The sequence below is a fragment of the Tabrizicola sp. BL-A-41-H6 genome, assembly GCF_050632395.1.
In the GTDB taxonomy this organism is placed as follows: Bacteria; Pseudomonadota; Alphaproteobacteria; order Rhodobacterales; family Rhodobacteraceae; genus JAUYQR01.
In genome coordinates this window covers 3,593,585-3,607,746 of sequence record NZ_CP192600.1, presented here as the reverse complement: position 1 = coordinate 3,607,746, position 14,162 = coordinate 3,593,585, and the positions used below count along the sequence as shown (strand labels likewise).

Here is a 14,162-nt window from a genome sequence, read left to right as displayed (position 1 = left end):
TCAGCGCAAGGTCGGCGGGCCGTCCTGATTTCCAAGCCCGAAAATGAGGCCGCGCCCGATGCGGTGGGCAAGGGCTGACCATGCGGCAGCGGTACCGGGTGGCAGGTCACGCGCGAGGGTCTGGTCGAACAGCGCCAGCCAATCGGTGAACATCGCGGTTTTCACATCGCCCGCCGCCCTGTGGACGGCTAGCGGGTTTCCGTCATAGCTGCGTTCGTGAAGTATGGCATTGCGCCAGAAGCGGGTGATCTTCGCCTCATGCGCCGGCCAGTCGTGGACGTGTGCGGCAAAGACCGGGCCAAGGACAGGATGCTGGCGCACCGAGGCGTAGAAGGCCGCGACCACCGAGGCGATTTCGGCATCCGTCACCTCGAAGCGGGGCGGGATCATGCCTCGGGCAGGGCGTATTGCTGGAGCACGTCAAGCGGCACGATCGAAAGCGTGGCCTGATGCGTCGCGTCAAGGCGAACCATCGGGGCCGCGCCTTCCTCATGCGCTTGCAGAAAACGCGCGGCGCATAGGCACCATTGGTCACCGGGCTTGAGGCCGACAAAGCCGTATTCCGGGCGCGGAGTGCTGAGGTCGTTGCCGAGGTATTTCGACAGGGCAAGGAATTCGGCCGTCATCGTGGCGCAGACGGTGTGGATGCCCCGGTCCATCGGGCCGGTGTCGCAGCAGCCGTTGCGGAAAAAACCGGTGACAGGATCGGTGGAGCATGGCGCCAAAGCGCCGCCAAGAACGTTGACAGATGGTTCCTTCATGTTGGCCTCGCAATTCGGGTTGGCCGGAGGTGGCCAGAAGGACAAAGGATCGCTGAAAGGGAGCGTGATGGAAAGCCTTGCCGAAGACCTTGCGACATTGCAGCGCCGACCGTTCAGCGAACGGCTGGTTCGCGCGCTGCGCGCCATCGGGGTGGAACGAGAGGTGCAGGAGGGTGCAATCTTTCTGCGCAGTGGCGACCCGGCGGATGAATTTGTCCATGTGCTGGAGGGCGAGTTCCAGCTTTGGGACGCGGTGCAGGAGGCGCCGCTCAGCCCGCACACGATTGGGCCCGGCCAGTTCATCGGCGAGGTTGCGTTCCTGACCGGGGGCGGCAGTCTTTACACCCTTCGCTGCCTTGCGCCGGCAAAGGTGATCGCGGTGCCGCGCGAACCGATGCTGCGGCTGATGGCGGCGGAGCCGGAAATGTCGGACATCATCGTGTCGGTCTTTGCCGCACGGAGGCGGGCGATGGTGGAACGCTGGGCCAGTGCGATCACTGTGGTCGGGCCGGTGGATGACCGTGACGTGCGCGCGGTGGTGGCATTTTGTTCGCGCAACAAGCTGCCGGTGCGGTTGGTGGACCCTGCGTCCGAAGAGGCGCAGGTGTTGGCGCGGGACTGCGGATTTCACGGCGAGGCGCCGAAGATGATCTTTGGCGCCGGCGAGGTGCTGGACGCCTCGCCGCTCGCCTTGGCCGAACGGATCGGGATTGCCTACACGCCGACTGTCACGGCGTTTGACGTGGTGATCGTAGGGGGCGGGCCGTCGGGGGTGTCGGCGGCGGTCTATGCCGGGGCCGAGGGATTGCATGCGCTGGTGATCGAGGATCTGGCGGTGGGCGGGCAGGCGGGCACGTCAAGCCGGATCGAGAATTACATGGACTTTCCGACCGGGATTTCGGGGGCAGACCTGTGTTTCCGCGGCGAGGTTCAGGCGATGAAGTTCGGCACCCGCTTTGCCATCCCGCACCGGGTGGGGGCGATTGCGCCGGAGGGGCGCGCGTGGTGCCTGACGCTGGACAATGGCGCGACGGTGAAGGCGCGGTCGGTGATCGTGGCGACGGGGGTGGAATACCGGCGGCTGCGTCTGGCGCGGCTGGAGGAGTTCGAGGGGGTGGGGGTCTATTACGCCGCGACCGATGTGGAGGCGCGGTATTGCACGAAAAGCGAGGTGGCCGTGATCGGCGGTGGCAATTCGGCGGGGCAGGCGGCGATGTTCCTGAGCCGGACGGCCAAGCATGTGCATGTGCTGGTGCGCGAGGAGAGCCTTGCGCAGATGATGTCGTCGTATCTGGTGGAGCGGCTGGAGCAGGCGGAGAACGTGACGGTGCATTTCGGGGCGGAGGTGGTGGCGCTGGAGGGCGAGGCCAGCCTGTCGGCGATCCGGATACGCGGGGCGGAGGGGGAGCGGGTGCTGGAAACGCCGGCGGTGTTCGTCATGGTGGGGGCCGCGCCGAACACGGAGTGGCTGGAAGACCGGGTTGCGGTGGACGCGGAGGGCTTCGTGCTGACCGGGGCTGAGGCGGGGAAGGATGCGCTGGCGCGGGGGCGTTACGCGACGAGTTGTCCGGGGATTTATGCGGTGGGGGACGTGCGGGCGGGGTCGGTGAAGCGCGTCGCCTCGGCGGTGGGCGACGGGGCGGTGGTGATATCGGAGGTGTGGCGGCATCTGAACGGGTGAGGTGCGTGGGGCTGGCCGCCGGGGCGCTGCCCCGGACCCCGGGATACTTATGGACAGATGAAGGGCGTAGTGCGCCCCTTTACCGCAACGGGTGCTGCGCCTATAAAGCGGCCCATGTTGAACGGGCTGATCTCGCGTCGAATTACGGGCCCGGCGGGCTGACCTGGCCGCCGGGTAGTTTGCGCATGTCCGACCATTTCCCTTTCCGCGAGTGATCTCCCATGTCTTCCGACACGACCGATGTGACTGTTCCCGACTATCGCGACACCGTCTTTCTGCCCGAAACCCCGTTTCCGATGCGCGCTGGACTGCCGCAGCGCGAGCCGGAATGGCTGGCGCGCTGGGAGCGGATCGGGGTTTATGACCGGTTGCGTGAAAAGCCGGGTCGGGCGCCGTTCGTACTGCATGACGGGCCGCCCTATGCCAACGGGCATCTGCACATCGGGCACGCGCTGAACAAGGTGTTGAAGGACATGGTGGTGCGCAGCCAGCAGATGATGGGCCGCGACGCCCGTTATGTGCCGGGGTGGGATTGCCACGGGTTGCCGATCGAATGGAAGATCGAGGAGCAATACCGCGCAAAGGGCCTGAACAAGGACGACGTGAATGTCGTGGATTTCCGCCGCGAATGCCGCGCCTTTGCCGCCGGATGGATCGACGTGCAGCGCGAGGAGTTCAAGCGGCTGGGCGTGACCGGCAACTGGGCGGACCCCTACCTGACGATGGATTACCACGCCGAAGCGGTGATCGCGGGCGAGTTCATGAAGTTCGTGATGAACGGGTCGCTTTACCAGGGCTCGAAGCCGGTGATGTGGTCTCCGGTTGAAAAGACCGCGCTGGCGGAGGCGGAGGTCGAGTATCACGACCATACGAGCCATCAGGTTTGGGTGCGGTTCCCGGTGGTGGCGGCGCATGCGTTCGAGGCGCTGGACGGCTGCATGGTGACCGATCTGTTGCAAGCCTCGGTCGTGATCTGGACCACGACGCCCTGGACCATCCCGCAGAACCGGGCTGTGTCGTTCAACCCCGAAATCGCCTACGGCCTTTACGAGGTGACGGGCGTGGCCGAGGGGTCGTCTGGCCGGGTTGGCGAGACGATGCTACTGGCCGACAAGCTGGCTGAGGCGGTTTTGGCGTCGGGCAAGGTGACGGGCTTTGCACGGCTGCGTGGGGTGAATTCGGCGGAGATGCGGGCGCTGGTGCTGGCGCATCCGTTCCGGGGTGTCGAGGGTGGTCAGGCTGAGTGGGACTATGACGTGCCGATGCTGCCGGGCGACCATGTCACCGACGATGCAGGCACCGGCTATGTACATACCGCCCCCAGCCACGGCGATGACGACTATCAGATGGGCCTGAAGTTTGGCCTTGCGATGACCTACAACGTCGAGCCGGATGGCAGCTACCGCGGTGACCTGCCGCTGTTTGGCGGTCAGCACATCATCCAGCCCGATGGCAAGGAAGGGCCGGCGAACGTGTCGGTTATCAAGCAGTTGGCCTACACGGGCGCGCTGTTTGCCAAGGCGAAGCTGAAGCATTCCTATCCGCATTCGTGGCGGTCGAAGGCGCCGGTGATCTACCGCAACACGCCGCAGTGGTTCGTGGCGATTGACAAGCCGCTGGATGACGGGCTGTCGACCTATGGCGAGACGATCCGCACCCGGGCGCTGAATTCGATCAACCAGTTGGTCGAGTGGACACCCGCGACGGGGCGCAACCGGCTTTATTCGATGATTGAGGCGCGGCCCGATTGGGTGCTGTCGCGCCAGAGGGCATGGGGTGTGCCGCTGACCGCTTTCGTGAAGAAGGGGGCGAAGCCGACCGACGCGGACTTCCTTCTGCGCGACGCCGAGGTCAACGCGCGGATCATCGCGGCCTTCGAGGCGGAAAGTGCGGATGTCTGGTTTGTGGACGGTTTCAAGGAGCGGGTGCTGCGCGGGATCGTCGATCCTGATGCATATGTGCAAGTGAACGACGTGCTGGACGTGTGGTTTGACAGCGGGTCGACCCATGCCTTCGTGCTGCGCGACCGGCCCGATGGATCGGCGGACGGGATTGCCGACCTTTACCTTGAGGGCACCGATCAGCATCGTGGCTGGTTCCATTCCTCGATGCTGCAGGCTTGCGGCACCAAGGGGCGCGCGCCTTACCGGGGCGTGCTGACGCATGGTTTCACGCTGGACGAGAAGGGCATGAAGATGTCCAAATCGCTTGGCAACACCACCGCGCCGCAAGAGGTGATCGGGGAATATGGCGCCGATATCCTGCGGCTGTGGGTGGCGCAAAGCGATTACACCGCCGACCTGCGGATCGGGAAGGAAATCCTGAAAGGCGTGGCCGACAGCTATCGCCGCCTGCGCAACACCATGCGGTTCCTGCTGGGCAACCTCGCGGGGTTTACGGATGCCGAGAAGGTGGCCGTTGCGGACATGCCGGAACTGGAGCGGTGGGTGTTGCACCGTCTTTCGGAGCTGGATGCCGAGGTGCGCGAGGGCTATGCGAAGTATGACTTCCAGGGCGTGTTCCAGAAGCTGTTCAGCTTTGCGACCACGGACCTGTCGTCGGTGTATTTCGACATCCGCAAAGACAGCCTTTATTGTGATGCCGTGACCAGCCTGACCCGGCGGTCGTGCCGGACGGTGCTGGATATCCTGTTCTACCGGCTGACGACGTGGCTGGCACCGGTTCTGGTGTTCACGATGGAAGAGGTGTGGCTGGAGCGGTTCCCGGGCGAGGGGTCGAGCGTTCATCTGGTGGATTTCCCGCAAACTCCGGCAGCGTGGCGGGATGATGCGCTGGCGGCGAAGTGGGACACGGTGCGCGAAGTGCGCCGGGTCGTGACGGGGGCGCTGGAGGTGCAACGGACGGCCAAGGTGATCGGGTCGAGCCTTGAGGCGGCACCGGTGGTCTTCGTGACGCCGGCGATGATGTCGCTGCTGGAGACGGTGAAGTTCGAGGATATGTGCATTACCTCGTGCATCTGGCTTTCGACGAAACCAGAACCGGATGCGGCGTTCAAGCTGGCCGATGTGCCGGAAGTGGCGGTGGTGTTCGAGCCTGCCAAGGGTGAAAAGTGCCAGCGCTGCTGGAAGGTGTTGCCGGATGTGGGCAGCCACAAGCACGCCCATACCTGCGCGCGCTGTTCGGATGCGTTGGGGTGAGCCGCCTTGCCGCCAGCGTCGTCACGCCCTTCGGGCCGGTGACGCTGGTGGAGGTGGGCGGGGTGATCGCAGCGCTGGAATGGTGGGAATCGCCGGGCGAGGGGTCTGACCTTCTGCGCGAGGCATCCCGCCAATTGACTGCTTACTTTGACGGCAAGCTCAGGGTGTTTGACCTGCCGTTCGACTGGGGTGCAGGGCTGCACGAGAAGGTGCGTCGGGCGATGGCGGCGATCCCGTTTGGCGAGACGCGCACCTATGGCAAGATTGCCGGTGTGGTGGGCGCGCCGGCGCAGGCGGTGGGGCAGGCCTGCGGGGCGAACCCGGTGCCGATCCTGATACCATGTCATAGGGTGCTTGGCCGGGCCACCTTGGGCGGGTTTTCCGCGCCGGGGGGCGTGGAGACCAAGGTGGCGCTTTTGCGCCACGAGGGGGCGGCGGGGCTGTTGATCTGACGTTACCGAAAGCCGCGTGCTGGCCTTATGCGGTGGCTTGTGCGGCGCAGCGGACGGGCATAGCCAGAGGGCAGCGGTTCGCATGGCGGGTGTGTCTTGACCCTTGGCGTCTTTCTGGCGGTTCTTGGTGCGGCATTCCTGCACGCCTTGTGGAATGCGCTGATCAAGCTTGGCACGTCCAAGGTGGGCGGGATGGTGATCCTGTCGATCGTCGAGGTGCCGATCGGGCTGGCGGTGATCAGTTTCGCGCCGCCGATTGATCCGGCGGCAATCCCGTGGGTGCTGGCGGCGGGCTGCACGCATTTCTGCTACAAGTTCTTTCTGACCTACGCCTATGACCGGGGCGATCTGTCCCGCGTCTATCCCATCGCGCGGGGGGCCGCGCCGATGGTGGTGGCGTTGGTGGGGGCGTTCATTCTGGCCGATGTGGTCGCGCCGTTCGAGTATCTGGCGATTGCGGTCTTGGGCGCGGGCATCCTGCTGATGGCGAAGGGCGTGTTCACCAGCGGCGAGGATCGCAAGATGTTGCCCTTTGCGCTGGGCTCGGCGGTGGCGACGGCGACCTATACGATGATCGACGGCATGGGCGCGCGGGTGTCGGGCGCGCCGGTGGCCTATGTGGCCTGGGTGTTCGTGGCGGATGGGTGCTTCTTCACGCTGGGGATGCTGGCCCTGCGCGGGTGGGACGTGATCCCGCGAAACTGGCATGCGTGGCGGATGGGGTCATTCGCGTCGGCGGCAAGTTACGGGGCCTATGCGGTGTCGATCTGGGCAATGACGGTCGCGCCGATTGCCGTGGTGGCGGCGCTGCGCGAGACGTCGATCCTGTTCGCGGTGCTGATCGGCTGGCTGGCCTTCGGCGAGCGGATGACCGGGGAAAAGGCGCTGGCCGCAGGGGTGATCGTTGCCGGGGTGATCCTGACCCGGCTTTAGCGGACGCGGCGTATGCCTTCGGGCACCACCTGCTGCACGATGCCCGCGCAAACGAGATAGAGCGAGGTGAGGATCAGGCCCCATTTGGCAAACGGGCCTTCGGTGAAATCGGTCCAGGCGGCCCAGCCGGCAAAGACGATCCACAAGACGCAGACGGTCAGCGAAATTGGGTACCAGCGTGTTGTGCGAACTGGGTGGATGAACTTGAGGTTGGTGAACATGGTCACGGTCAGCAGGATCACCGTGGCAAGAATCACGCCTTGGGACGGCTGCGTGGCGAAGAGGACCAGCACGACCATGTTCCAGCACGCCGGGAATCCCGCAAAGGACTTGTCCTTGGTCTTCATCCTCGTGTCAGCGAAATAGATTACCGAGCCGTAGCAGATCACGATGATCGCCAGCCATCCGGTCCAGCCCGGCAGAAGCCCGGATTTGAACAGCGCGAAGGCCGGGATGAACACGTAGGTGATGTAGTCGATGATGAGATCCATCAACACGCCATCATAGGTAGGCCAGTTCTTGCGCACGTCAAAACGGCGGGCGAGCGGGCCGTCGATGCCATCGACAATCAGCGCCACCACCAGCCAGAGGAACATCATGCTCCACTTTTCCTCGACCGCTGCCAGCATGGCGAACATCGACAGAACCGCGCCGGTGGCTGTCAGCAGGTGGACGGAAAGGGCGTTCAGACGCGGTGTCATGCAGCGTTCATCGCGCAAATCCCGCAAGGGTGCAAGAATCGGCGTGCCGGTCAGGCGCGGGGATGCGCATTTTCGTAAGCCTCCATCAGGCGGGCGGCATCGACGGCGGTGTAGCCCTGCGTTGTGGAAAGCGAAGCGTGGCCCAGAAGTTCCTGAATGGCACGCAGATCACCGCCAGCCGACAGAAGATGGGTGGCAAAGCTGTGGCGCAGCGCGTGGGGCGTTGCCGTGGCGGGCAGGCCAAGCCGCAGGCGGGTGCGTTCCATCGCCAATTGGATCAGGCGCGGGTTCAGCGGGCCACCGCGCGCGCCGCGAAAAAGTGCTTCGGTCCGGGAAAGCTCGAAGGGGGCAAGTGCTGCGTAGCGGTCCACGGCGGAGCGGGCGGCGGGCAGAACCGGGACAAGTCGGGTCTTGCCGCCCTTGCCCGCGACGCGCAGCACATCTGGCAGCGGGAGGTCGGCGCCGGTAAGGGCTAGGGCTTCGGAGATGCGAAGGCCGCAGCCGTAAAGCAGGGTGACGACAGCAATGTCGCGCGCAGCGATCCAGTCTTCTGCGGCATCGTCGCCGACCGTGGCGAGAAGGTCGCTCGCGCCGTCCTCGGTCAGAGGGCGGGGCAGTTTGCGCCGAAACTTCGGGCCGCGCGCTGACAGGATCGCGGTGGCGTCGCCGCCCTGCCGATCTACAAGCCAGGCGGTGAAATTCTTGACCGCCGACAATTCGCGCGCCAGCGAGCGGGCCGATACGCCGCGCGCCCGTTCTGCCGCCATCCACGAGCGCAGGTCGCCGTGTTCGGCGTTGGCAACAGCGGTGACGCCCACCGCATCGCCGTGGTGCGCGGCGAGAAAGCCGAGATAGCGTGCAACGTCGCGCCCGTAGGCCGCCACTGTGTTGGCCGACGCGCCGTCGAGCGCCTTGATGTGTTGCAACCAGCCCGACAGCGCATCGCGCAGGCCCGGCGACAGCGCGATGTTTGTCGTCAGTTCAGCCATCGCCGCATCGTGCGTTCGAACACGCCGGCGAAGAAGGCGAGGAGGTCGGTGCCATGCACCGGTTTGAACTGATGCGGGTCTTCCGACCCGAAAACCAGCATTCCGGGCAGGCTACCGGTTCCGAAATCGAGCCGCATCAATGCTTCGGACCGGATATCGGCGGCCTGCTGGCCATAGATCGTGTCGGTCCCCGGCGCGATCTGACGCAGCACCACAGGGCGCGCCGAGACATTCCGCCCGTTTGCCATGTAATCCGAGACAAAGCCCGGTCCCGCGACGCGCAGCACTTCGCCCAGCCGCTGCAACGCAGGCTCGGCGTCATCCTGCATCGATTCAAGCACAAGGCGCACGCAATCGACACGCAGGGTTTGCGCCACTTCGGTCGAAAGGGTGCGGAGCATGTCTTCGAAGCTCAGCGGGTCGAGCAACTGCAGCACCGCGCGGTGCACCTGATTGGTGCCGGCGAGGTTTTCGTAGGCGGCGGCAATCACCGAACGGTGGGTGTCTTCCAGCCGGTCAAGCCGCGATTCCAGCCGTTGCATGGCGATGCCGCGCAGATCGACGATATTCGCACCCATCGCGCGTTCGTTCGCAGCGACGAGGGCGTTCATTACGTCACGGTCTTCCAAGAACCGTTCGGGTTCTGCGAGGATGCGGTCGCGCAGGTCTTGTTCGATCATTGGTTGGTTGCCCGGACCTGTTCTGAGAGTGTCCGGGCAATATAGCGGCAAACCAAAAGGCGAGGCGAGAGGGAAAAGGTCAGAGGATCTTCTGGCCGGTCTTTGCCCAGTCGGCCATGAACTGTTCCAGCCCCTTGTCGGTCAGGACGTGGCTGGCCAGCGCCTTGATCACCGATGGCGGTGCGGTCACGACATCGGCGCCGATCAGGGCGCAATCCTTGACGTGGTTCGCGGTGCGGATCGAGGCGGCAAGGATCTGGGTCTTGAAATCGTAGTTGTCATAGATCGTGCGGATGTCGCCGATCAGGTCGAGGCCATCAAGGTTGATGTCGTCAAGCCGCCCGATGAAGGGCGAGATGAAGGTCGCCCCGGCCTTGGCCGCCAAAAGCGCCTGATTGGCCGAAAAGCAGAGCGTCACGTTGACCATGAAGCCTTCGCCCGACAGCACCTTGCAGGTCTTGAGGCCATCCCAGGTCAGCGGCACCTTCACGGCGATGTTCGGCGCGATGGCTGCAAGCTTGCGCCCTTCGGCGATCATGTCGTCGGCCTTCAGCGCGACGACTTCGGCCGACACGGGGCCCGAGACGATGCCGCAGATTTCCTTGGTGACCTCAAGGATGTCGCGACCGGATTTCAGGATCAGCGAGGGGTTGGTGGTGACACCGTCAACCATGCCAAGATCGTTGAGTTCGGCGATTGCCTGCACGTCGGCGGTGTCGACGAAGAATTTCATGGGGCCGGTCCTTCGGAAGGGTTGTAAGGGATCGGTCCGGGGTTTACCCCAAACCGAACTCAAGGGAAAGGTCACGGCTTGACGGATCAGATGTTTGCCGAGGGCGATCTGGTCGGCGTCGTGACGACCGAAGCCTTGGGGCGGTCCGGTCTTGGCGCACTGGATTATCGCGCGCCGGAGGGCGGTTGCGGCACGGGCGATTATGTCGAGGTGCCCTTGGGCCCGCGACGGGTGCTGGGCGTGGTCTGGGGGCCGGGTGAGGGGCGGTTCGATCCGGCCAAGATCCGCGCTGTGAACCGGGTGCTGGATGCGCCACCGATGCGGGCCGAGTTGCGGCAGTTTCTGGCGCGGGCCGCCGATTACACGCTGACCCCGGTGCCAGCGATGCTGCGGTTGGCGACCCGCGCGCCGGGGCTTGGTGATCCACCTTCGACGCGCCGGGTGTATCGGCTGACCGGGGTGGTGCCGAATTCCCTGACCGATGCCCGGTTTCGTGTGGTCGAGGCGCTGCGTGGCTGGGGTGGCGCTGCCGTGACGCTGGGCGAGTTGGCCGAGGCGGCGGGGTGCGGTGCCTCGGTGATCAAGGGGCTGGTGAAGCTGGGGGTGGTGTCCGAGGAGGACGCGCCCAAGGACACGCCCTATCCGGTGTTGAACCCGAAAGGCATGGCGCATCTGGAGGGTGATCAGGTTGCGGCAGGCGATGCACTGGTCGCGGCTGTGGCGATGGGCGGGTATTCGGCGACCCTGCTGAAGGGCGTGACCGGATCGGGCAAGACCGACGTATATCTGGAGGCGGTGGCCGAGACGTTGCGGCAGGGGCGGCAGGCGCTGGTGCTGTTGCCGGAAATCGCGCTGACATCGGAGTTCCTGACGCGGGTCGAGGCGCGGTTTGGCGCGAAGCCGGCGGAGTGGCACTCGGGCGTCACGATGACCGAACGGCGGCGGCTGTGGCGGATGGTCGGGCAGGGTGAAGCGGGGCTTGTGGTGGGCGCCCGGTCGGCCTTGTTCCTGCCGTTTCAGCACCTTGGGCTGATCGTCGTCGATGAGGAACACGACAGTTCCTACAAGCAGGAGGACGGTGTTCTTTACAACGCCCGCGACATGGCGGTTTTGCGCGCAGCGATTGTGGGGTGCCCGGTGGTGCTGGCCTCGGCCACGCCGTCGCTGGAAAGCTGGGCGAATGTGGAGGCTGGGAAGTATCAGCGGCTGGACCTCGGCAGTCGGTTCGGCGCTGCGGAACTGCCGAAGATGCAGGCCATCGACATGCGGGCAGAGCGGCTGGCGGGGGATCGCTGGATTTCGGAAGCCCTGGCCGCGAAGGTGCGGGCGGTGGTGGCCAAGGGCGAGCAGGCTTTGTTGTTCCTGAACCGTCGCGGCTATGCGCCGGTGACGCTGTGCCGGGCCTGTGGGCATCAGGTCGGCTGCGACCACTGCGACGCGCGGATGGTGGAGCATCGGTTTCAAAAGCGGCTTGTCTGCCATCAGTGCGGCGCGACAAAGCCGGTGCCGCTGGCTTGTCCTGCGTGCGGAGTGGAGGGCCGGATGGCCGCTGTGGGGCCGGGCGTGGAACGGCTGGCCGAGGAGGTCGCGGCGCGGTTTCCCGATGCGCGGCTGGCGGTGCTGTCGTCGGACCTGTTCGGTTCGGCACGGGCGTTGAAGGAACAGATCGGGGTGATCGCGGCGGGCGGGGCGGATATCATCATCGGCACGCAGATCGTGGCCAAGGGGCACAACTTTCCGCTGCTTACGTTGGTGGGCGTGATCGACGCGGACCTCGGGCTGCAAGGATCGGACCTGCGCGCGGCGGAGCGGACGTTTCAGTTGATGCGGCAGGTGGCGGGGCGGGCGGGGCGCACGGCGGAGCGGACGGGTGAGGCGTGGTTGCAGACCCATCAGCCGGAGCATCCGGTGATCCGCGCGATCCTTGGCGGCGACGAGGAAGCGTTCTGGAAGGCCGAGGCGGCGGAGCGACGGGCGGCGGGCGTGCCGCCTTACGGGCGCATGGCCGGGATCATCCTGTCGTCGCCCGATGTGGCGCAGGTGTTCGATTTCGGCACTGAACTTGCGCGCCGCGACGGACCGTTGAAGCGGATCGGGGCCGAGGTTTACGGGCCTGCGCCCGCGCCTATCGCACGGGTGCGGGGGCGGCACCGGGTGCGGCTGTTGGTCAAGGCCGACAAGGCGGCCCCGTTGCAGGCGGCGCTGGCGGAATGGGTGGGGCAGTTCAAGCTGCCGACCAACCTGCGGCTGGCTGTGGACATCGACCCGCAGAGTTTTCTTTAGGCGCGCGCCCCCTCTCTCTCCTCGTCCATCACGAGTGGGGAGGGAAGCGCAAAGCGTCTGCGGTCGGGTGGGCTGGCCGGTTCGGGGAGCCTCCGGCGGGGATATTTTGGGACAGATGAGATTGGTCAGGAGCGGTGGAGGCGGACCGGGGGTTTCGCGGCACGGACGAGGATGCCCTTCGCCTCGAGATCAAGCTGCACGCACTTGACCCACCATCCGGCGGTTTCGCCACCGGGGAAAAGCGTGGCGGATAGGTGGGGTTTGACCGCCGCGATGATCTGGGCGGGGGTCAGACCGGGGGGTGCGGTGGGGGTTTCAGCAAGGACCGCGGCGCGCATCTCGGCGTATTTCGCGGCATCGACGCTGTAGGTCTTGCCGGGCTGGCCGACATTCTGGACGAGGATCTTTTCGGGCATCGGCGGCGTCCTTTCTGATGCCGGCGATGATCACGCTACCTTGTACCGGACACAAGCTTTTGCTTTGCGCAGGCGGCCGTGCCGTGTAGTCGGAAAGCATGTCCCGCCCGACCGTTTCCATGACTGCCGCCGCCAGTCTGCCCAGATGGCAGCGGCCTGAAACGCTGCTCTATCTTCTGGCGGCGGCAATGCCGCTGAGCTTTGCGACGTGGTCGGCGCTGCTGAACAACTTCGTCATCGAGGTGGCGAGCTTCACCGGCAAGGAAATTGGCTGGCTGCACACGGTGCGCGAAATACCGGGGTTGCTGGCAATTGGGGTGATTGCGCTGTTGCTGGTGTTCCGCGAGCAGGTGCTGGCGGTGGTGGGGCTGGTGCTGCTTGGTGCCGCCTCGGGGGTGACGGCATGGTACCCGAGTTTCACCGGGCTTTTGGTCACCACGCTGCTGTCTTCGATCGGGTTTCACTACTTCGAGACGGTGAACCAGTCGCTGCAACTGCAATGGACGCCGAAGGACCGCGCGCCGCAGGTCATGGGCCGGATCGTCGCGGTGGGGGCGGGGGCGTCGCTGGCGGTCTATGGCGCGATCGTGCTGTTGTGGGATGCGCTGGGGCTTGATTACAACACGGTCTATCTGGCGTCGGGGGCTCTGACGGCGATCATCGCGCTTTTTGCGGCCGTCGTCTACCCGCAGTTCGAGGCGCCGCACCGGCAGCACAAGCACATGGTCCTGCGGCGGCGGTACTGGCTTTACTATGCCTTGCAGTTCATGGCCGGGGCGCGGCGGCAGATCTTCGTGGTCTTTGCCGGCTTCATGATGGTGGAACGCTTCGGCATGAAGGTCAGCGAGATGACCGCGCTGTTGATGGTGAACTATGTGATCAACATGGCGATTGCACCGGCGATGGGCCGTGCCCTGGGCCGCTACGGCGAGCGCAACGTGATGGGGTTCGAATACATCGGGCTGACGCTGGTGTTTCTGGCCTACGGCGGGCTTTACTGGTTTGGCTGGGGGCTGATCGTGGCCTCGGGCCTGTATATACTCGATCAGTTGTTCTTTGCGCTGTCGTTCAGCCTGAAGACCTATTTCCAGAAGATCGCCGATCCGCGCGACATCGCGCCGACGCAGGCGGTGGCCTTCACCATCAACCATATCGCGGCGGTGTTCCTGCCGGCGGCGCTTGGCTATCTTTGGGCGCTGGCGCCGGATTACGTGTTTTTTCTTGGGGCAGGAATGGCAATGGTGGCGGTTGCGTTGATCGCGCTGATCCCGCGCCACCCCGAGCCGGGACACGAGACCGTGTTCTCGCGCGGTCTGCCACAGCCGGCGGAGTGACTTTCGGGCCCGGGGCCCTATATCAACATGGTAATCACGGA

13 protein-coding genes are annotated in these 14,162 nt (G+C 65.2%); 6 read left to right on the top strand and 7 right to left on the bottom strand.

All coding sequences use genetic code 11. From position 1 onward, the window contains the following. Both ACROUL_RS17750 and ACROUL_RS17745 read right to left on the bottom strand, forming a co-directional pair. Window positions 1-390 carry a group III truncated hemoglobin gene (locus ACROUL_RS17750; protein WP_431300765.1) on the bottom strand — a complete coding sequence of 130 codons (390 nt, stop codon included), beginning with the start codon at window positions 388-390 and terminating at the stop codon, window positions 1-3. Then, window positions 387-761, bottom strand: coding sequence for a DUF2237 family protein (locus ACROUL_RS17745; RefSeq protein ID WP_431300764.1), 375 nt, complete (start codon window positions 759-761; stop codon window positions 387-389). The genes ACROUL_RS17750 and ACROUL_RS17745 overlap by 4 nt, the downstream gene beginning before the upstream one ends. Here ACROUL_RS17745 and ACROUL_RS17740 point away from each other — a divergent pair. The 4 genes from ACROUL_RS17740 (at window position 760) to ACROUL_RS17725 (ending at window position 6,985) form a co-directional block, all read left to right on the top strand. Continuing rightward, a complete protein-coding gene (locus tag ACROUL_RS17740) occupies window positions 760-2,442 on the top strand; it encodes an FAD-dependent oxidoreductase (RefSeq protein WP_431300763.1) in 1,683 nt (560 codons plus the stop codon). The two genes, ACROUL_RS17745 and ACROUL_RS17740, sit on opposite strands and share 2 nt — an antisense overlap. Before the next feature lie 221 nt (window positions 2,443-2,663). Further along, window positions 2,664-5,600, top strand: coding sequence for an isoleucine--tRNA ligase (ileS, locus tag ACROUL_RS17735; RefSeq protein WP_431300762.1), 2,937 nt, complete (start codon window positions 2,664-2,666; stop codon window positions 5,598-5,600). Continuing rightward, window positions 5,597-6,052, top strand: coding sequence for a methylated-DNA--[protein]-cysteine S-methyltransferase (locus ACROUL_RS17730; protein WP_431300761.1), 456 nt, complete (start codon window positions 5,597-5,599; stop codon window positions 6,050-6,052). Before ileS ends, ACROUL_RS17730 begins: the two co-directional genes overlap by 4 nt. Window positions 6,053-6,148: 96 nt before the next feature. Then, window positions 6,149-6,985 (top strand): EamA family transporter, encoded by an 837-nt coding sequence (locus ACROUL_RS17725; protein ID WP_431300760.1) that lies wholly within the window; start codon window positions 6,149-6,151, stop codon window positions 6,983-6,985. Here ACROUL_RS17725 and ACROUL_RS17720 read toward each other — a convergent pair. The 4 genes from ACROUL_RS17720 to fsa all read right to left on the bottom strand — a co-directional run bounded on the left by ACROUL_RS17720 (window position 6,982) and on the right by fsa (window position 10,088). After that, the gene (locus ACROUL_RS17720) at window positions 6,982-7,686 is read right to left on the bottom strand and encodes a CDP-alcohol phosphatidyltransferase family protein (RefSeq protein ID WP_431300759.1); all 705 of its coding nucleotides are present in this window, start codon (window positions 7,684-7,686) and stop codon (window positions 6,982-6,984) included. The genes ACROUL_RS17725 and ACROUL_RS17720 overlap by 4 nt on opposite strands. A gap of 50 nt (window positions 7,687-7,736) precedes the next feature. After that, window positions 7,737-8,675, bottom strand: a complete 939-nt coding sequence (locus ACROUL_RS17715; RefSeq protein ID WP_431300758.1) for a tyrosine recombinase XerC — start codon at window positions 8,673-8,675, stop codon at window positions 7,737-7,739. Next, window positions 8,663-9,355, bottom strand: coding sequence for a DUF484 family protein (locus ACROUL_RS17710; protein WP_431300757.1), 693 nt, complete (start codon window positions 9,353-9,355; stop codon window positions 8,663-8,665). The genes ACROUL_RS17715 and ACROUL_RS17710 overlap by 13 nt, the downstream gene beginning before the upstream one ends. A gap of 79 nt (window positions 9,356-9,434) precedes the next feature. After that, complete coding sequence (gene fsa / locus ACROUL_RS17705) at window positions 9,435-10,088, bottom strand: fructose-6-phosphate aldolase (RefSeq protein ID WP_431300756.1); 654 nt, start codon at window positions 10,086-10,088, stop codon at window positions 9,435-9,437. 90 nt (window positions 10,089-10,178) lie between these two features. On the opposite strand from fsa, the gene ACROUL_RS17700 reads away from it, so the two are divergent. Next, window positions 10,179-12,371, top strand: a complete 2,193-nt coding sequence (locus tag ACROUL_RS17700; protein WP_431301336.1) for a primosomal protein N' — start codon at window positions 10,179-10,181, stop codon at window positions 12,369-12,371. A gap of 125 nt (window positions 12,372-12,496) precedes the next feature. Here ACROUL_RS17700 and ACROUL_RS17695 read toward each other — a convergent pair whose 3' ends face one another. Next, on the bottom strand, window positions 12,497-12,787 hold the full coding sequence (locus ACROUL_RS17695; RefSeq protein WP_431300755.1) for a DUF6958 family protein: 291 nt from the start codon (window positions 12,785-12,787) through the stop codon (window positions 12,497-12,499). Between the two features lie 98 nt (window positions 12,788-12,885). Here ACROUL_RS17695 and ACROUL_RS17690 point away from each other — a divergent pair, with 98 nt between their 5' ends. Then, window positions 12,886-14,121 (top strand): MFS transporter, encoded by a 1,236-nt coding sequence (locus ACROUL_RS17690; RefSeq protein ID WP_431300754.1) that lies wholly within the window; start codon window positions 12,886-12,888, stop codon window positions 14,119-14,121. The last annotated feature ends 41 nt before the right edge of the window (window positions 14,122-14,162 follow it).